Below are 18240 nucleotides of genomic sequence, written 5' to 3' on the forward strand. Positions count from 1 at the left end.
TCCGACCCCTTACAGCTTCATCAGGCTGGCGTCGTCGACCGAGGCCGAGTGGCGGGTACGGAACAGCGACACGATGATCGCGAGGCCCACCACGACCTCCGCAGCGGCGACGACCATCGTGAAGAAGGCGATGATCTGGCCGTCGAGGTTGCCGTGCATCCGGGAGAAGGTGACGAACGCGAGGTTGCAGGCGTTCAGCATCAGCTCGATGCACATGAAGACCACGATGGCGTTGCGCCGGATCAGGACGCCGGTCGCGCCGATCGTGAACAACAGGGCGGCGAGGTAGAGGTAGTTGACCGGGTTCACTTCGACGCCTCCTTGGGCCGCTTGAACGTCGCCGGTTCGGTCTCCGTGCGCTCCAGGCGTTCCTCCGCTCGCTGCTCCAGCGCCCGCAGGTCGCTCAGTGCCTCGGCGGCCACGTCACGGATCTGGCCGCGCTCACGCAGCGTCTTGTTGACGGTCAGCTCGGACGGGGTGCCGTCGGGGAGCAGGCCCGCGATGTCCACGGCGTTGTGCCGGGCGTAGACGCCGGGGGCGGGCAGCGGCGGGACGTGCTTGCCTTCGCGGACGCGCTGTTCGGCCAGCTCGCGCTGGGTCTTGGCGCGCTCGGTGCGCTCGCGGTGGGTGAGCACCATGGCGCCGACGGCGGCCGTGATCAGCAGGGCACCGGTGATTTCGAAGGCGAAGACGTACTTGGTGAAGATGAGGGAGGCGAGGCCCTCCACATTGCCGTTCGCGTTCGCCCGGCCGGTGCCGTTGAAGTCCTTCAGGGAGGCGTTCGCGATGCCGGTGAGCAGCAGGACGCCGAAGCCGACCCCACACACAAGGGCCAGCCAGCGCTGGCCCTTGATGGTCTCCTTCAAGGAGTCCGCGGCCGTGACGCCGACGAGCATCACCACGAACAGGAACAGCATCATGATCGCGCCGGTGTAGACGACGATCTGCACGATGCCCAGGAAATAGGCGCCGTTGGCGAGGTAGAACACCGCCAGGACGATCATCGTCCCGGCGAGGCAGAGCGCGCTGTGCACGGCCTTCTTCATGAAGACGGTGCACAGGGCGCCGATCACCGCGACCGTGCCGAGGACCCAGAACTGGAAGGCCTCACCGGTGGAGGTGGTGTAGGCGGCGAGCTGCGGGCTCATGCGTCCACCTCCTCGTCCTCAGGGGTCTCGCCCTTGGAGACGGCGACCTGGCGGACGGTGCCGGGCGCGGCCTGCGTCACCAGGCCCCGGTAGTAGTCCTGCTCGTCCGTCCCCGGGAAGATCGCGTGGGGCGTGTCGACCATGCCGTCCTCGAGGCCGGCGAGGAGCTGTTCCTTGGTGTAGATGAGGTTGGCGCGGCTGGAGTCGGCCAGTTCGAACTCGTTGGTCATCGTCAGCGCGCGCGTGGGGCACGCCTCGATGCACAGGCCGCACAGGATGCAGCGGGCGTAGTTGATCTGGTACACGCGGCCGTACCGCTCGCCCGGCGAGTAGCGTTCCTCGTCGGTGTTGTCTGCGCCCTCCACGTAGATGGCGTCGGCGGGGCAGGCCCAGGCGCACAGCTCGCAGCCGACGCACTTCTCCAAGCCGTCCGGATGGCGGTTGAGCTGGTGCCGTCCGTGGAACCGCGGAGCCGTGGTCTTCTTCTGCTCCGGGTACTGCTCGGTCAGCCGCTTCTTGAACATGGCCTTGAAGGTCACGCCGAAGCCGGCCACGGGGTTCTGGAAACCGGGCTTGGTCTCCTTGGGCTCCTCAGTCATCGGACGCCTCCTTTCCATCCGAAGATCCGTCACTGACAGTGTCCGGCCCACCACTGACAATCAGCTCCCGCTCGCGGCGGGGGCGGCGCCTCGGCACCGGCGGCAGCTCCTGTCCGGGCAGCGGCGGTACCGGGAACCCGCCGGCCATGGGGTCGAATCCGGCCTCCTCGGCGGTGGCCCGCTCGGCCGCCTGGGCCTTCTCCCGGAACATGTCGGCGACGAAGGAGATCAGCAGCAGCGCCAGGACTCCGCCGCCCACATAGAGGGCGATGTCGGCGAAGTCGTAGTGCTCGTTGCGCAGGGCCCGTACGGTCGCCACCAGCATCAGCCAGGTCACGGAGACCGGGATGAGGACCTTCCAGCCGAGCTTCATCAGCTGGTCGTAGCGGACCCGCGGGAGCGTGCCGCGCAGCCAGATGAAGAAGAACAGCAGCAGCTGGACCTTGATGACGAACCAGAGCAGCGGCCACCAGCCGTGGTTCGCGCCCGCCCAGAAGGAGCTGATCGGCCAAGGGGCGCGCCAGCCGCCGAGGAACAGGGTGGTCGACACGGCCGAGACCGTCACCATGTTCACGTACTCGGCGAGCATGAACATCGCGAACTTGATGGACGAGTACTCGGTGTTGAAGCCGCCGACCAGGTCGCCCTCGGACTCCGGCATGTCGAAGGGGGCGCGGTTGGTCTCGCCGACCATCGTGACGATGTAGAGGATGAAGGAGACCGGCAGCAGCAGGATGTACCAGCGGTCGTGCTGCTGCTCCACGATCCTGGACGTCGACATCGACCCCGAGTACAGGAACACGGAGGCGAACGCGGCGCCCATGGCGATCTCGTAGGAGATCATCTGCGCGCAGGAGCGCAGGCCGCCGAGGAGCGGGTAGGTGGATCCGGAACTCCAACCCGCGAGGACGATGCCGTAGATGCCGACGGAGGCGACCGCGAGGATGTAGAGCATCGCGATCGGAAGGTCGGTGAGCTGCATCGTGGTGCGGTGGCCGAAGATCGAGATCTCGTTGCCGGCGGGGCCGAAGGGGATCACCGCGATCGCCATGAAGGCCGGGATGGCCGCGACGATCGGCGCGAGGACGTACACCACCTTGTCCGCGCGCTTGACGATGATGTCTTCCTTGAGCATCAGCTTCACGCCGTCGGCGAGCGACTGGAGCATGCCCCAGGGGCCGTGCCGGTTGGGGCCGATGCGCAGCTGCATCCAGGCGACGACCTTGCGCTCCCAGACGATGGAGAACAGAACGGTCACCATCAGGAAGGCGAAGCAGAACACGGCCTTGATGACGACCAGCCACCAGGGGTCGCGGCCGAACATCGAGAGGTCTTCAGCTGCGAGGTACGGGCTCATGCCTCCACCTCCTTGGGGGCCTGTTCGGCGGGTGCCGCCGGGCCGATGCGGACGAGTGAGCCGGGGCGTGCCCCGGTGTCGGAGGCGACGCCCGCGCCGACGGAGTTCAGCGGGAGCCAGACCACCCGGTCGGGCATCTCGGTGATCTTCAGCGGGAGTTCGACGGTGCCGGCGGGGCCGGTGACGGCGAGGGCGTCACCGTCCTCGACGCCCGCCTCGCGAGCCGTCGCGACGGACACGCGCGCGTGGGCGGCGTGCCGGGTGCCGGCGAGCGCCTCGTCGCCCTCCTGCAGGACACCCTGGTCGAGCAGCAGGCGGTGCCCGGAGAGCACGGCCTCGCCGGCAGCCGGGCGGGGCAGCGCGCCCGCGAACTCCTGGGGCTCAGCACCGCGCGGGCCGTCCCAGGAGCCGAGCCGGTCGATCTCCGTGCGCGTGGTGCGCAGGTCCGGTAGGCCCAGGTGGACGTCCATGGCGTCGGCCAGCATCTGCAGCACGCGCGCGTCGGTCGGTGCCAGGCGCCGGGTCATCTGGTCGGGCTTGAGCGCGGCGTCGAAGAAACGCACCCGGCCTTCCCAGTTGAGGAAGGTGCCCGCCTTCTCCGCGACCGCGGCGACCGGAAGGACGACGTGGGCGTGTTCGGTGACCTCGCTGGGCCGCAGTTCCAGCGACACCAGGAAGCCGACGCTGTCGAGTGCTTCACGCGCGCGTGCCGGATCGGGCAGGTCGGCGACCTCGACCCCGGCGACGACGAGTGCCGACAGTTCGCCGGTGGCGGCGGCTTCGACGATGTGGTGGGTGTCGCGGCCGTAGTGCAGCGGGAGTTCGGCGAGTCCCCAGGCGGCGGCGACCTCCTCCCGCGCGCGCGGGTCGGTCGCCGGGCGGCCGCCCGGCAGCAGCGACGGCAGCGCACCGACCTCGACGGCGCCACGCTCGCCGGCCCGGCGCGGGATCCACACCAGCTGGGCGCCGGTCGCGGTGGCGGCGCGTACGGCGGCGGTGAGGCCGCCGGCGACCGAGGCGAGCCGCTCGCCGACGACGATGACCGCGCCTTCGGTGCGCAGCGCCTCCGCGGCCCGGGTACCGGGTTCCTCCAGGCCGACGCCGCTGGCGAGGGCGTCCAGCCACTCGGTCTCCGTACCGGGCGCGGCCGGCAGCAGGGTGCCGCCCGCCTTCTGAAGGCCCCGGGTCGCGTGCGTGGCCAGCGCGAACACCTGCTGCTTGTGCTTGCGCCAGGCCTTGCGCAGCCGCAGGAAGACGCCGGGCGCCTCCTCCTCCGACTCGATGCCGACCAGCAGGACGGCGGGCGCCTTCTCCAGGGAGGTGTACGTGACGCCCGTACCGTCGAGGTCACGGCCGCGGCCTGCCACCCGGGACGCCAGGAAGTCGGCTTCCTCGCCGCTGTGCACGCGCGCGCGGAAGTCGATGTCGTTCGTGTCGAGCGCCACGCGCGCGAACTTGCTGTACGCGTAGGCGTCCTCGACGGTCAGCCGCCCGCCGATCAGGACTCCGGCCCGGGAGCGGGCAGCGCTCAGTCCGCGTGCGGCCGCCTCCAGCGCCCGAGGCCAGGAGGCGGGTTCCAGGACACCGTCGGCGCTGCGGACGAGCGGGGTGTCGAGGCGGTCCTTGAGCTGCGCGTACCGGAACGCGAAGCGTCCCTTGTCGCAGATCCACTCCTCATTGACCTCGGGGTCGTTGGCGGCGAGCCGCCGCATGACCTTGCCGCGCCGGTGGTCGGTGCGGGTGGCGCAGCCTCCGGAGCAGTGCTCGCAGACCGACGGCGAGGAGATGAGGTCGAAGGGACGGGAGCGGAAGCGGTAGGCCGCCGAGGTCAGAGCGCCGACCGGGCAGATCTGGATGGTGTTGCCGGAGAAGTACGACTCGAACGGGTCGCCCTCGCCGGTGCCGACCTGCTGGAGCGCGCCCCGCTCGATCAGCTCGATCATCGGGTCGCCCGCGATCTGGTTGGAGAACCGGGTGCAGCGGGCGCAGAGCACGCACCGTTCGCGGTCGAGCAGCACCTGGGTGGAGATCGGTACGGGCTTTTCGTAGGTGCGCTTCTTGCCGTCGAAGCGGGATTCGGCGTTGCCGTGCGACATGGCCTGGTTCTGCAGCGGGCACTCGCCGCCCTTGTCGCAGACCGGGCAGTCCAGCGGGTGGTTGATGAGCAGCAGCTCCATCACGCCGTGCTGGGCCTTCTCGGCGACCGGTGAGGTGAGCTGGGTCTTCACCACCATGCCGTCGGTGCAGGTGATGGTGCAGGACGCCATCGGCTTGCGCTGGCCCTCGACCTCGACGATGCACTGCCGGCAGGCTCCGGCGGGGTCGAGCAGGGGGTGGTCGCAGAACCGGGGGACCTCGATGCCGAGCTGCTCGGCGGCCCGGATGACCAGGGTGCCCTTGGGCACGCTGATCTCGATGCCGTCGATCGTCAGCGTGACGAGGTCTTCCGGCGGGACCGCCGCCTGGCCCCCTCCGGTGGGGGCGCTGGTGGTCACGGTCATGCGTTCACCTCCGGGCGGTCCGCCCAGGCCGTCGACTTGGCCGGGTCGAAGGGGCAGCCCCGGCCCGTGATGTGCTGCTCGTACTCCTCGCGGAAGTACTTCAGCGAGGAGAAGATCGGGGACGCGGCGCCGTCGCCGAGGGCGCAGAAGGACTTGCCGTTGATGTTGTCGGCGATGTCGGCGAGCTTGTCGAGGTCGGACATGGTGCCCTTGCCGGCCTCGATGTCCCGCAGCAACTGCACGAGCCAGTACGTCCCTTCGCGGCAGGGCGTGCACTTGCCGCAGGACTCATGGGCGTAGAACTCGGTCCAGCGGGTCACCGCCCGCACCACGCAGGTCGTCTCGTCGAAGCACTGCAGGGCTTTGGTGCCGAGCATGGAACCGGCGGCGCCCACTCCTTCGTAATCGAGAGGGACGTCGAGGTGCTCGTCGGTGAACATCGGTGTCGAGGAGCCGCCGGGCGTCCAGAACTTCAGGCGGTGGCCGGACCGCATGCCGCCGCTCATGTCGAGGAGCTGGCGCAGGGTGATGCCGAGCGGGGCCTCGTACTGGCCGGGGCTCGCGACGTGGCCGCTGAGCGAGTAGAGCGTGAAGCCCGGGGACTTTTCGCTGCCCATCGACCTGAACCAATCTTTCCCGTTTTGCAGGATGGCGGGAACCGACGCGATCGACTCGACGTTGTTCACAACAGTCGGGCAGGCATAGAGCCCTTCGACAGCAGGGAAGGGGGGACGGAGCCGCGGTTGACCACGGCGGCCTTCGAGCGAGTCGAGCAGTGCGGTCTCCTCACCGCAGATGTACGCGCCGGCGCCCGCGTGCACGGTGAGATGGAGGTCGAGCCCACTGCCCAGGATGTTCTCGCCGAGGTACCCCGCCGCGTAGGCCTCGCGCACGGCCTCGTGCAACCGCCGCAGAACGGGGACGACTTCACCACGCAGATAGATGAAGGCATGCGACGACCTGATGGCATAACACGCGATGATCATGCCCTCGATGAGGCTATGCGGGTTCGCGAAGAGGAGCGGGATGTCCTTGCACGTCCCGGGCTCCGACTCGTCGGCGTTGACAACTAGATAGTGCGGTTTTCCATCCCCCTGCGGAATGAACTGCCACTTCATTCCGGTCGGGAATCCCGCGCCGCCGCGGCCGCGCAGCCCGGAGTCCTTGACGTACGCGATCACGTCGTCCGGTGACATGGCGAGCGCCTTGCGGAGCCCCTCGTACCCCTCGTGCCTCCGGTAGACGTCCAGAGTCCAGGACCGGTCCTCGTCCCAGAAGGCCGACAGCACGGGTGCGAGCAGTTTCTCGGGGCTCGTGTCCTTGAGTTCGGCTGCCACGGTCATCACTCCCCCTCCTCGGCGGTAGGCCCTGCCGGGTGCTCAGGGTCGGAGACCGATGTCTCGTGCGGCGCGTCATGGGAGCTGAGGTGCTCGGCCGGGGACGGCTCGTGCACCCTGTCCTGCGCTTCCTCATGCGGACCTCCGCGCGGATGGACCACGCGCGCGGGTGCGGCCTCTCCCCTTGCCAGGCGAAGGCCCACCAGCGACGCGGGTCCCGCACTGCCGCCCTCCTCGACGGCCCCGGGCCGCTCGTCGGGGAAGCCGGCCAGCATCCGCGCGGTCTCCTTGAACGTGCACAGCCGCGCCCCGCGCGTGGGCTGTACGGGCCGTCCCGCACGCAGATCGTCGACCAGTTGCCTGGCGCTGCCGGGCGTCTGGTTGTCGAAGAACTCCCAGTTGACCATCACGACCGGCGCGTAGTCGCAGGCCGCGTTGCACTCGATGTGCTCCAGGGTGACCTTGCCGTCGTCGGTGGTCTCGCCGTTGCCGACGCCCAGGTGTTCCTGGAGGGTCTCGAAGATCGCGTCTCCGCCCATCACCGCGCACAGGGTGTTGGTGCACACGCCGACCTGGTAGTCACCGGACGGCCCCCGCCGGTACATGGTGTAGAAGGTGGCGACGGCGGTGACCTCGGCCGTGGTCAGGTCCAGCATGTCCGCACAGAACCGCATTCCGGTGCGCGTGACATGCCCCTCCTCCGACTGCACGAGGTGGAGCAGCGGGAGCAGGGCGGACCGGGAGTCCGGGTAGCGCGCGATGACATCGCGCGCGTCCGCCTCCAGCCGGGCCCGGACGTCGTCCGGGTATGCGGGCGCGGGCAGTTCGGGCATGCCCAGGCTGACGCCCCGCTCCGAAGAAGAGGTGGTCACCGGTCGACGCCTCCCATCACGGGGTCGATGGACGCGACGGCGACGATGACGTCGGCGACCTGGCCGCCTTCGCACATCGCCGCCATGGCCTGCAGGTTGGTGAAGGACGGGTCGCGGAAGTGGACCCGGTAGGGGCGGGTGCCGCCGTCGGAGACGGCGTGTACGCCGAGTTCGCCCTTGGGGGACTCGACGGCCGCGTACGCCTGTCCCGGCGGGACGCGGAAGCCCTCGGTGACGAGCTTGAAGTGGTGGATCAGGGCTTCCATGGAGGTGCCCATGATCTTCTTGATGTGGTCGAGGGAGTTGCCGAGCCCGTCCGGCCCCAGGGCGAGCTGGGCGGGCCAGGCGATCTTCTTGTCGGCGACCATGACCGGGCCGGGCGCGAGCCGGTCCAGGCACTGCTCGACGATCCTGAGCGACTGGCGCATCTCCTCCAGGCGGACCAGGAAGCGGCCGTAGGAGTCGCAGGAGTCGGCGGTCGGGATGTCGAAGTCGTACGTCTCGTAGTCGCAGTACGGCTGTGCCTTGCGCAGGTCGTGCGGCAGGCCGGCGGAGCGCAGGATCGGGCCGGTGGCGCCGAGGGCCATGCAGCCGGCCAGGTCGAGGTAGCCGATGTCCTGCATGCGGGCCTTGAAGATCGGGTTCCCGGTGGCGAGCTTGTCGTACTCCGGGAGGTTCTTCTTCATCTTCTTCACGAACTCGCGGATCTGGTCCACCGCGCCGGGCGGCAGGTCCTGGGCGAGTCCGCCGGGGCGGATGTACGCGTGGTTCATCCGCAGGCCGGTGATCAGCTCGTAGAGGTCGAGAATCATTTCACGATCACGGAAGCCGTAGATCATGATCGTGGTGGCGCCGAGTTCCATGCCGCCGGTGGCGATGCACACCAGGTGGGAGGACATGCGGTTCAGCTCCATCAGGAGCACCCGGATGATCTTGGCGCGTTCGGTGATCTGGTCCTCGATGCCGAGGAGTTTCTCGACGGCGAGGCAGTAGGCGGTCTCGTTGAAGAAGGACGTCAGGTAGTCCATGCGCGTGACGAAGGTGGTGCCCTGCGTCCACGTGCGGAACTCGAGGTTCTTCTCGATGCCGGTGTGCAGATAGCCGATGCCGCAGCGGGCCTCGGTGACGGTCTCGCCCTCGATCTCCAGGATCAGGCGGAGCACTCCGTGGGTGGAGGGGTGCTGGGGACCCATGTTGACGACGATGCGTTCGTCGTCGGCGCGGGTCGCGGACTGGACGACCTCGTCCCAGTCTCCGCCGGTGACCGTATATACGGTGCCCTCGGTGGTCTCGCGGGCCGAGGCGGCGTCGGCCGCGGATGCTGACTGCGTGCTCACGAGTACGACCTCCGCTGGTCCGGAGCCGGGATCTGGGCGCCCTTGTACTCGACGGGGATGCCGCCGAGCGGGTAGTCCTTGCGCTGCGGGTGGCCCTGCCAGTCGTCCGGCATCATGATCCGCGTCAGCGCCGGGTGACCGTCGAAGACGATTCCGAAGAAGTCGTAGGTCTCGCGCTCGTGCCAGTCGTTCGTCGGATAGACGGAGACCAGCGACGGGATGTGCGGGTCGCTGTCGGGGGCGCTGACTTCGAGGCGGATCAGCCGGTTGTGGGTGATCGAGCGCAGGTGGAGGACGGCGTGCAGCTCGCGGCCCTTGTCGTGCGGGTAGTGGACGCCGCTGACGCCGGTGCACAGTTCGAAGCGCAGGGCCGGGTCGTCGCGCAGGGTGCGGGCGACGCGGACCAGGTGTTCGCGTTCGATGTGGAAGGTGATCTCGCCCCGGTCGACGACCGTCTTCTCGACGGCGTTCTCCGGGAGGAGTCCCTGTTCCTCCAGGGCGCCTTCCAGTTCGTCGGCGACCTCGTCGAACCAGCCGCCGTAGGGGCGGGTCGCGGGTCCCGGGAGTCGGACCGAGCGGACCAGGCCGCCGTAGCCGGAGGTGTCGCCGCCGTTGGTGGCGCCGAACATGCCGCGCTGGACGCGGATCTCCTCGCCGCCCTCGCCGCGCTGGCCGGGGAGGTTGGAGACGCCGAGGTCCTTCTCCGGATTGACCCCGTTGGTGCCGTTCGCGTCGCTCACTGCAGCAGCCCCTTCATCTCGATCGTGGGCAGGGCCTTGAGCGCCGCCTCCTCCGCCTCGCGGGCGGCCTCCTCGGCGTTGACGCCGAGCTTGGAGGTCTGGATCTTGTGATGGAGCTTGAGGATCGCGTCCATCAGCATCTCGGGGCGGGGCGGGCAGCCCGGCAGGTAGATGTCGACCGGGACGATGTGGTCGACGCCCTGGACGATGGCGTAGTTGTTGAACATGCCGCCCGAGGAGGCGCAGACGCCCATCGAGATCACCCATTTCGGGTTGGGCATCTGGTCGTAGACCTGCCGCAGCACCGGCGCCATCTTCTGACTGACCCGGCCGGCGACGATCATCAGGTCCGCCTGGCGTGGCGAGCCGCGGAAGACCTCCATGCCGAAGCGCGCCAGGTCGTAACGGCCGGCGCCGGTGGTCATCATCTCGATGGCGCAGCAGGCGAGGCCGAAGGTGGCGGGGAAGACGGACGCCTTGCGCACCCAGCCCGCGGCCTGCTCGACGGTGGTCAGCAGGAAGCCGCTCGGCAGCTTTTCTTCGAGTCCCATGACTAAAGGCCCCTCAGTCCCATTCCAGGCCGCCGCGCCGCCATACGTACGCGTACGCGACGAAGACGGTGAGCACGAAGAGCAGCATCTCCACGAGCCCGAAAATCCCCAAGGCGTCGAAGGTGACGGCCCAGGGATAGAGGAAGACGATCTCGATGTCGAAGACGATGAAGAGCATCGCCGTCAGGTAGTACTTGATGGGGAAGCGCCCGCCGCCGGCCGGCGTGGGGGTCGGCTCGATGCCGCACTCGTAGGCCTCGAGCTTGGCGCGGTTGTAGCGCTTCGGACCGATCAGCGTGGCCATGACCACGGAGAAGATCGCAAAGCCTGCCCCGAGGGCTCCCAGTACGAGGATGGGCGCATACGCGTTCACCGCTCCTCGCTCCTCTCAGTCGGCGCTGACTGCTGGCGGTTGCACTGGTGCACCAGGCTCACTTCCGCCTCGTCGGTCCCACGAGCCCCGCTCGTCCCGGGCGAAGATCGAGAACATGTGAAGCAGGTCACAAGCCCAGCTGCCACGCATCTTATGCCCGCCGCTCTGTGATCTGCGACACGGGGTATTGGACGAGCTTTGTGATCTCCACCACCTGACGAAGGATCATGAAGTCGGATGATGGGTGATCTTCATACGCGAAGCGTTCAGTTGATCACCAGAAGTGACATTCTCGCTCGTCATCGCAGGCCGGAAGGGTCGTCTCAATATCAAGAGACTTCCGCTGCATGCAAATTGGTGCTGGACGCCACTGCCTGGTAGAGGACTCCGTTCACACATCGGAGGGAGCCGCGGGGCGGGATGTGGACGCAGTGCGGGCGCGTGCATGCATTCACGAGCGCCGCGCGCACGGGACGCCACGGTTCCGGTAACCGTTCCGTGACCTCCGCCACATCTATGAGAGGCTCCTGAGAACCGGGCTTGGCCAATCATCCCAACCAGTGGTAGGCGTGGGGCAATTCGGACGTAATGATCAAAGACCATGATCAAGGGCTTGATCACCGTCGTCCGCAATGTCCGTTACGGCGTCAATAAAGACCGACGCGCCCGGGATTTGAGGTCTCGATTGAGCAACTGTGGCGCAGCACACGTTTCTTGAAGATATGAAGGAGCCCCTGGTACCCGTTATCCCCATGTCCCACACCGCTCACATACGCAGCCACCGGAAGCCCCGCCGCAGCGCGTCGACCATCGCGATGCGGGCCGGAGTTGCCGGTGGCGTCCTCAGCACCCTGGCAGTCGCCGGGGCGTCCGGGTCGGCGAACGCCGCCGAGCCGGTGACGCAGACCCTCGAACTGCCCACCCTGACGGCCGACCTGGCCGCTCAGGCAGCCAAGTCCGCGGACGCCACCCAGCAGGCCGCCGCGAACTACCAGCTGCAGGCCGAGCGTGACGCGGCCGCCGCAAAGGCCGCGAAGCAGGCCAAGTCGGACCTTGCGGAGGCCAAGCAGAAGGCCGCCGAGGCCAAGAAGCAGGCCGAGGAGACCGCGCGCAAGGAGGCCGCCGCCCGCGCCTCGCGCAACGCGGAGCGGACGACGCTCTCCGCCACGTCCGACTCCGGCAGCACCTCCACGAGCACGTCCACCGCGACCGGTTCGGCCGCGGCCGTCATCGCCTTCGTGAAGGCGCAGATCGGCAAGTCCTACGTGCTGGGCGCCTCCGGCCCGAGCGCCTACGACTGCTCCGGCCTGGTGCAGTCCGCGTTCAAGGAGATCGGCGTCAGCCTGCCGCGCGTCTCCCAGGACCAGTCGACCGCGGGCACGCAGGTCTCGCTGAGCAACCTGCAGCCGGGTGACATCCTCTACTGGGGCAGCGCGGGCAGCGCGTACCACGTGGCGGTGTACGTCGGCGACGGTATGTTCGTCGGCGCGCAGAACCCGTCCACGGGCATCGTCGAGAAGCCGCTGTCGTACGACCCGCCGACCGGCGCCGTGCGGGTGCTCTGAGCACTCCGTACGCGTCTCGACGCGCGTAGGGCCGCAGCCGCTCGGGGGCAGCGGCCCTCGCGCCGTTTCCGGCGCGTCAGGGGCTCCAGGCACGCCAGGACGCGGTTCCTGACATGCTCGGCACGGGCCGCCGCTCGGCGGTCCGTCCACGAGCGAAGGAGACCGCGCGATGCCACGCGTGTTCATACAGGGAAAGCCCGCTGACTACTACCCCCGCCATGCCCCCGAGGCCCGTCGTGGTGCGGTGCGCCGGGTCACCGAGGTCGGCGAGGAGGTTCTGCACAAGCCGTGCCGGGACGTCACGGAGTTCGGGCCCGACCTCGCCGCGCTCATCGACGACATGTTCCTCACCCTGTATGTCGCCGAAGGGGCGGGACTGGCGGCGAATCAGGTCGGGGTCGATCTGCGGCTGTTCGTGTACGACTGCCCCGATGACGACGGTGTCCGACATGTCGGGCACATCATCAATCCGGTGCTGGAAACACCCACGAGCGGGCGGCGGTTGCTGGACGAGGGTGAGGGCTGCCTGTCGGTGCCGGGTGCCGTGATGGCCGTACCGCGGCCGGACCGGGCCGTCGTGCGCGGCCAGGACAGGGACGGCAATCCGATCGTCATCGAGGGCACCGGGTACTTCGCCCGCTGCCTCGTCCACGAGACCGACCACACCAACGGGTACATCTACCTGGATCGGCTCTCCAAGCGGGAGAAAAAGGACGCGCTGCGGCAGATGGCGGACCGGCGGGACGAGGTGTTCGCCCGCCGGGCCGCCAACGCGGCCGCGCTCAGCGCCTAGTCACGCCTTCGGGGCCACCTTGCTCAGGCCGTTGATGATGCGGTCCATCGCGTCGCCGCCCGTGGGGTCGGTGAGGTTCGCGAGGAGCTTGAGGGTGAACTTCATCAGCATCGGGTGCGTGAGGCCGCGCTGGGCGGCGATCTGCATGACCTTCGGGTTGCCGATGAGCTTCACGAAGGCGCGGCCGAGCGTGTAGTAGCCGCCGTAGGTGTCCTTGAGGACGCGCGGGTAGCGCTGCAGGGCGATCTCGCGCTGGGCGGGCGTGGCCCGCGCGTGGGCCTGGACGATGACGTCGGCGGCGATCTGGCCGGACTCCATGGCGTAGGCGATGCCCTCGCCGTTGAAGGGGTTCACCAGGCCGCCGGCGTCGCCCACGAGCAGCAGGCCGCGCGTGTAGTGCGGCTGGCGGTTGAAGGCCATGGGCAGGGCGGCGCCGCGGATGGGGCCGGTCATGTTCTCGGGGGTGTAGCCCCAGTCCTCCGGCATGGAGGCGCACCAGGCCTTGAGGACCTCGCGCCAGTCCAGCTCCTTGAAGGAGGCGGAGGTGTTCAGCACACCGAGTCCCACGTTCGACGTGCCGTCGCCCATGCCGAAGATCCAGCCGTAGCCGGGCAGGAGGCGGTCCTGGGGGCCGCGGCGGTCCCACAGCTCCAGCCAGGACTCCAGGTAGTCGTCGTCGTGGCGGGGCGAGGTGAAGTAGGTGCGCACCGCGACACCCATGGGGCGGTCCTCGCGGCGGTGCAGGCCCATCGCGAGGGACAGCCGGGTGGAGTTGCCGTCGGCCGCCACCACCAACGGCGCGTGGAAGGTGACCTCGCGCTTCTCCTCGCCGAGCCTGGCGGTCACGCCGGTGATACGGCCGGTGCGGTCGTCGATGAGCGGGCCGCTCACCGTGCAGCGCTCGTACAACCGCGCCCCCGCCTTCTGGGCGTTGCGGGCGAGCTGCTCGTCGAAGTCGTCACGCTTGCGGACGAGGCCGTAGTTCGGGAACGCGGCGAGATCCGGCCAGTCCAGCTGGAGGCGGGAGCCGCCGCCGATGATGCGCAGGCCCTTGTTGCGCAGCCAGCCGGCCTCCTCGGAGATGTCGATGCCCATGGCCACGAGCTGCTTCACCGCGCGCGGGGTGAGGCCGTCGCCGCAGACCTTCTCCCGCGGGAACTCGGTCTTCTCCAGGAGCAGGACGTCGAGACCGGCCTTGGCGAGGTGGTAGGCGGTCGTGGAGCCGGCCGGCCCCGCGCCGACGACGATCACGTCGGCGGTGTTCTCGGAGAGGGGCTCCTTCACGACGGTCACGGCGGGATCTCCCCAAGTTCGAAATCTGCGTGCCGACCGGCACTGGACATGGGCAGTCTATTCAGCAGAATTGATCACCCGGCTGAAGGGCTGCCCTGTGAACCGACCCCTCCCCGCGGTACGGCTGCGCGTCCCCACCCACGAGGACGCGATCGCCTGGCACCGGGTCTTCGACGACCCCGAGGTCATGGAGTTCTACGGCGGCAGGCCGGCCGCGCTGTCGGTCTACGAGGAACTCACCGCACGACAGCGACGGCACGACGCGGAACTCGGCTTCTGCCTGTGGACCATGCTGGACGAGTCCGGCGAGGTGATCGGCTTCACCGGAGCGCAGCCCTGGCGGCCCGGCTGGGGTCCGGTCGGCGAGACAGAGATCGGCTGGCGGCTCGGACGCGCGCACTGGGGCAAGGGGTATGTCACCGCGGCGGCGCACGAGACCCTGAAGCGGGTGCGGGCGGCCGGGGTCAAGGAGGTCGTGGCGATGGTCCGGCCTGGCAACGAGCGCTCGATCGCGGTGACACGGCGGCTCGGCATGGAGCCGGCGGAGACCTATCCGCATCCCACGCTGGACGAGCGGGCCCTCTGTTTCCGACTCACCCTCAATCACGGACAGTAGCCGTCTGTCACAGAAAGACACCAGCGCCTTCCGACCGGGGCGCACGGGAGTTACCCTTCCAGTACCGCTGGGGGTGACATCTGTGCGCATAACACCCAAAACACCCGAAGTGCGTGTGCCACGGCTGGTCGGGCTGATGGCCGTGGACGCGCGCGAAACGGCCCGGGCGCAGGGCCTGTTCCTCAACGCGCCCGACCGCCCGGACTTCCACCTCACGATCGTCGACTACGTCGTACGCCAGTACCCGCAGCCCGGTGCCGAGGTGCCGCGGGAGTCGATGGTGTACGTGTGGTTCGACTTCGGCGAGGGAGAGGGCGGCGGGGGCGTGCGCGAGCCACGTATCCCGCGGCCGCCCACGGGCGGAATGCAACGCGAACTCGGTGAGCCCGGTGACGCCTTCGAGATGACCAACCGCTGAGGCCCAGCCCCCGCCCGTGCCACCGGACAGGCTCCGTAAGAGGCTCAGCTCTCCTTGAAGCCCCGGTGCAGCGCGACCACGCCGCCGGTGAGGTTGCGCCAGGCCACCTTCGACCAGCCCGCCTTGCGCAGCCGTCCGGCGAGGCCCGGCTGGTCGGGCCAGGCACGGATGGACTCGGCGAGATAGACGTAGGCATCCGGGTTCGAGGACACCGCGCGCGCGGCCGGCGGCAGCGCCCGCATCAGGTACTCGGTGTAGACGGTGCGGAACGGCGCCCAGGTCGGGTGCGAGAACTCGCAGATCACCACGCGGCCGCCGGGCCGGGTCACCCGGTACATCTCGCGCAGCGCCGCGTCCGTGTCCTGGACATTGCGCAGCCCGAAGGAGATCGTCACCGCGTCGAAGGTGTCGTCCTTGAACGGCAGTGCGGTCGCGTCGCCGGCCGTGAACGGCAGCCAGGTGTGCTTCTTCTTGCCGACCTTCAGCATCCCCAGCGAGAAGTCGCAGGGGACGACGTACGCGCCCGTCCGCGCGAAGGGCAGCGAGGAGGTGGCCGTACCGGCGGCCAGGTCGAGGATCTTCTGCGCGGGGCGCGCGTCGACCGCCTTCGCCACCTCCTTGCGCCAGCGCCGGTCCTGGCCGAGCGACAGCACGTCGTTGGTCAGGTCGTACCGTTCCGCCACGTCGTCGAACATCGAGGCGACTTCGTGCGGCTGCTTGTTCAGGGAAGCGCGGGTCACCCGCCCATTGTGGCAGCCCGGGTTCAGGGGGCCGCGCGCGGCTCAGCGCCCCCGGTACACCAACCGCCCGCCGATCACGGTCGCCACGCAGGTGCCGGCGCCGCGGCGGACCAGTTCGGCGCGGTCCGCGACGTCGAACACGGCGAAGCGGGCGGGCCCGCCCGGGGCCAGCCGCGGCAGCAGGACCAGCGGGGTCGGGGACAGCGCCGCCGGGCCCGGAAGGCGGTCGGGCCGCTGCCCCACCGCGAGGCCGGCCCTGCGCACCGCGTCGACCACGGCCCGCGACCGCAGCTCCCCGGCCACCGCCACCGTGCCGTGTGCCAGCATCCGCTGCACCCCGCGTCGCGCGCTCGCGCCGAGGCGTGCGGGATCGCCGCGGAAGATCTCCCGCGCCCGCTCCCCGCCGATGGGCTCGGTGCCGAGGACGTCGGCCTCGCGAGGGTCGGGGTGGTAGGTGGCCTCCAGCAGCTCCGGACCGTACGGGTTCAGCAACCCCGGGGTGAGGATGCCGGGCCAGCGGCGCACCCTGGCCCGGGGCTCGACGGCGGCCAGTTCCTCGTACGGGCCGACGGCGGCGATGGACGCCCCGTCGACCAGGACCGCCGTCTCGGGAGACCGCTCGGCGACGTGAAGTGTCAGCACGGCGCGCCTAGTTGGAGGCCAGCAGCTTCAGTTCGGGGTGGGCCGTGCCGCCCTCGATGGCCGTGGAGGAGATGTGGGAGGCCACGCGGTCGTCGACGGGGTCGTTCGCGGGGTCGTCGTGGACGAGGAGGTGCTCGTACGTCGTGGCGCGCTGGGCCGGGACGCGGCCCGCCTTGCGGATCAGGTCGATGATCTCCAGGCGGTTGGAGCGGTGCCTGGCGCCGGCCGAGGAGACCACGTTCTCCTCCAGCATGATCGAGCCGAGGTCGTCCGCGCCGTAGTGCAGGGACAGCTGGCCGACCTCCTTGCCGGTGGTGAGCCAGGAGCCCTGGATGTGCTGGACGTTGTCGAGGAACAGGCGGGCGATCGCGATCATCCGCAGGTACTCGAAGAGCGTGGCCTGGGTGCGGCCCTTCAGGTGGTTGTTCTCGGGCTGGTAGGTGTACGGGATGAAGGCGCGGAAGCCGCCCGTGCGGTCCTGTACGTCCCGGATCATGCGCAGGTGCTCGATGCGCTCGGCGTTGGTCTCGCCGGTGCCCATCAGCATGGTGGAGGTGGACTCCACGCCCAGCCTGTGCGCGGCCTCCATGATCTCCAGCCAGCGCTCGCCGCTCTCTTTGAGGGGCGCGATGGCCTTGCGGGGGCGCTCGGGGAGGAGTTCCGCGCCGGCGCCCGCGAAGGAGTCCAGGCCGGCCTCGTGGATGCGGGTGATGGCCTCCTCGACCGACACACCGCTGATCCGGGCCATGTGCTCGACCTCGGAGGCGCCCAGCGAGTGGATCACCAGCTGGGGGAAGGCGTCCTTGATGGCCTTGAAGTGCTTCTCGTAGTACTCGACGCCGTAGTCCGGGTGGTGGCCGCCCTGGAACATGATCTGGGTGCCGCCCAGCTCGACGGTCTCCGCGCAGCGGCGCAGGATGTCGTCGAGGTCGCGGGTCCAGCCCTTGTCCTTGTCCTTGGGGGCCGCGTAGAAGGCGCAGAACTTGCACGCCGTGACGCACACGTTCGTGTAGTTGATGTTGCGCTCGATGATGTACGTCGCGATGTGCTCGATGCCGGCGTACTTGCGGCGCCGTACGGCGTCGGCGGCGGCGCCCAGCGCGTGCAGCGGGGCGTCGCGGTAGAGGACGAGCGCCTCCTCTGGCGTGATGCGTCCGCCGCCCGCGGCACGGTCGAGGACAGACTGGAGGCCGGCCTTCTCGGTCACAGGGCGTCCCTTTCGTCAAGGAAATCAAAAGGTGCGCGCGAAGCGCTCCGTACAAGGGTGGTGGCGGGAGACGGGTGGGCGGACTGATCCAGCCTACGCCAGGGCCTTCCGCGGCCCGGAGCCGGACCACGCCTGCCGGCCCCCTGGCCAC

19 protein-coding genes are annotated in these 18240 nt (G+C 69.2%); 4 read left to right on the top strand and 15 right to left on the bottom strand.

All coding sequences use genetic code 11. The features are described from left to right. Positions 1-9: 9 nt before the first annotated feature. The 11 genes from nuoK to AB0L75_RS22265 are packed head-to-tail and all read right to left on the bottom strand — an operon-like array spanning position 10 to position 10815. Positions 10-309 carry an NADH-quinone oxidoreductase subunit NuoK gene (nuoK, locus tag AB0L75_RS22215; RefSeq protein WP_023547474.1) on the bottom strand — a complete coding sequence of 100 codons (300 nt, stop codon included), beginning with the start codon at positions 307-309 and terminating at the stop codon, positions 10-12. Beyond that, positions 306-1148: an NADH-quinone oxidoreductase subunit J gene (locus AB0L75_RS22220; protein WP_365183367.1), complete on the bottom strand. Its 843-nt coding sequence runs from the start codon at positions 1146-1148 to the stop codon at positions 306-308. Before AB0L75_RS22220 ends, nuoK begins: the two co-directional genes overlap by 4 nt. Continuing rightward, the gene (gene nuoI / locus AB0L75_RS22225; protein ID WP_365183370.1) at positions 1145-1747 is read right to left on the bottom strand and encodes an NADH-quinone oxidoreductase subunit NuoI; all 603 of its coding nucleotides are present in this window, start codon (positions 1745-1747) and stop codon (positions 1145-1147) included. Before nuoI ends, AB0L75_RS22220 begins: the two co-directional genes overlap by 4 nt. After that, positions 1740-3104, bottom strand: a complete 1365-nt coding sequence (gene nuoH, locus AB0L75_RS22230) for an NADH-quinone oxidoreductase subunit NuoH (RefSeq protein WP_365183372.1) — start codon at positions 3102-3104, stop codon at positions 1740-1742. The genes nuoI and nuoH overlap by 8 nt, the downstream gene beginning before the upstream one ends. Next, entirely contained in the window at positions 3101-5605 is a 2505-nt protein-coding gene (locus tag AB0L75_RS22235; protein ID WP_365183375.1) for an NADH-quinone oxidoreductase subunit G, read from the bottom strand. Before AB0L75_RS22235 ends, nuoH begins: the two co-directional genes overlap by 4 nt. Next, positions 5602-6951, bottom strand: a complete 1350-nt coding sequence (gene nuoF / locus AB0L75_RS22240) for an NADH-quinone oxidoreductase subunit NuoF (RefSeq protein WP_365183377.1) — start codon at positions 6949-6951, stop codon at positions 5602-5604. The genes AB0L75_RS22235 and nuoF overlap by 4 nt, the downstream gene beginning before the upstream one ends. After that, positions 6948-7814, bottom strand: coding sequence for an NADH-quinone oxidoreductase subunit NuoE (nuoE, locus tag AB0L75_RS22245; RefSeq protein WP_365183380.1), 867 nt, complete (start codon positions 7812-7814; stop codon positions 6948-6950). Before nuoE ends, nuoF begins: the two co-directional genes overlap by 4 nt. Further along, entirely contained in the window at positions 7811-9151 is a 1341-nt protein-coding gene (locus tag AB0L75_RS22250) for an NADH-quinone oxidoreductase subunit D (RefSeq protein ID WP_365183382.1), read from the bottom strand. Before AB0L75_RS22250 ends, nuoE begins: the two co-directional genes overlap by 4 nt. Then, positions 9148-9891 carry an NADH-quinone oxidoreductase subunit C gene (locus tag AB0L75_RS22255; protein ID WP_365183385.1) on the bottom strand — a complete coding sequence of 248 codons (744 nt, stop codon included), beginning with the start codon at positions 9889-9891 and terminating at the stop codon, positions 9148-9150. Before AB0L75_RS22255 ends, AB0L75_RS22250 begins: the two co-directional genes overlap by 4 nt. Beyond that, positions 9888-10442: an NADH-quinone oxidoreductase subunit B family protein gene (locus AB0L75_RS22260; RefSeq protein ID WP_067299763.1), complete on the bottom strand. Its 555-nt coding sequence runs from the start codon at positions 10440-10442 to the stop codon at positions 9888-9890. The genes AB0L75_RS22255 and AB0L75_RS22260 overlap by 4 nt, the downstream gene beginning before the upstream one ends. A gap of 13 nt (positions 10443-10455) precedes the next feature. Next, positions 10456-10815, bottom strand: a complete 360-nt coding sequence (locus AB0L75_RS22265; protein ID WP_003992243.1) for an NADH-quinone oxidoreductase subunit A — start codon at positions 10813-10815, stop codon at positions 10456-10458. A 752-nt stretch (positions 10816-11567) separates the two neighbouring features. Between AB0L75_RS22265 and AB0L75_RS22270 the strand changes: the two genes are divergently transcribed. Both AB0L75_RS22270 and def read left to right on the top strand, forming a co-directional pair. After that, a complete protein-coding gene (locus tag AB0L75_RS22270) occupies positions 11568-12380 on the top strand; it encodes a C40 family peptidase (RefSeq protein WP_365183387.1) in 813 nt (270 codons plus the stop codon). A gap of 169 nt (positions 12381-12549) precedes the next feature. Continuing rightward, a complete protein-coding gene (gene def / locus AB0L75_RS22275) occupies positions 12550-13173 on the top strand; it encodes a peptide deformylase (RefSeq protein WP_365183388.1) in 624 nt (207 codons plus the stop codon). On the opposite strand, the gene AB0L75_RS22280 is transcribed toward def, so the two are convergent. After that, a complete protein-coding gene (locus AB0L75_RS22280; RefSeq protein ID WP_365183391.1) occupies positions 13174-14466 on the bottom strand; it encodes a geranylgeranyl reductase family protein in 1293 nt (430 codons plus the stop codon). Between the two features lie 97 nt (positions 14467-14563). Between AB0L75_RS22280 and AB0L75_RS22285 the strand changes: the two genes are divergently transcribed. Beyond that, the gene (locus AB0L75_RS22285; RefSeq protein WP_365183394.1) at positions 14564-15082 is read left to right on the top strand and encodes a GNAT family N-acetyltransferase; all 519 of its coding nucleotides are present in this window, start codon (positions 14564-14566) and stop codon (positions 15080-15082) included. Between the two features lie 109 nt (positions 15083-15191). Next, positions 15192-15500 carry a PASTA domain-containing protein gene (locus tag AB0L75_RS22290; protein ID WP_365183397.1) on the top strand — a complete coding sequence of 103 codons (309 nt, stop codon included), beginning with the start codon at positions 15192-15194 and terminating at the stop codon, positions 15498-15500. A gap of 44 nt (positions 15501-15544) precedes the next feature. Here the strand turns inward: AB0L75_RS22290 and AB0L75_RS22295 are convergent, their stop codons facing one another. Genes AB0L75_RS22295 through mqnC form a run of 3 tightly spaced genes read right to left on the bottom strand, consistent with a single transcriptional unit; the run spans position 15545 to position 18089 of the window. Beyond that, complete coding sequence (locus AB0L75_RS22295; protein WP_365183400.1) at positions 15545-16240, bottom strand: demethylmenaquinone methyltransferase; 696 nt, start codon at positions 16238-16240, stop codon at positions 15545-15547. 42 nt (positions 16241-16282) lie between these two features. Then, positions 16283-16882: a hypothetical protein gene (locus tag AB0L75_RS22300; protein WP_365183403.1), complete on the bottom strand. Its 600-nt coding sequence runs from the start codon at positions 16880-16882 to the stop codon at positions 16283-16285. 7 nt (positions 16883-16889) lie between these two features. Next, a complete protein-coding gene (mqnC, locus tag AB0L75_RS22305) occupies positions 16890-18089 on the bottom strand; it encodes a cyclic dehypoxanthinyl futalosine synthase (protein ID WP_365183405.1) in 1200 nt (399 codons plus the stop codon). Positions 18090-18240: the final 151 nt, after the last annotated feature.

The organism is Streptomyces sp. NPDC052101 (assembly GCF_040680235.1).
Taxonomy (GTDB): Bacteria; Actinomycetota; Actinomycetes; order Streptomycetales; family Streptomycetaceae; genus Streptomyces.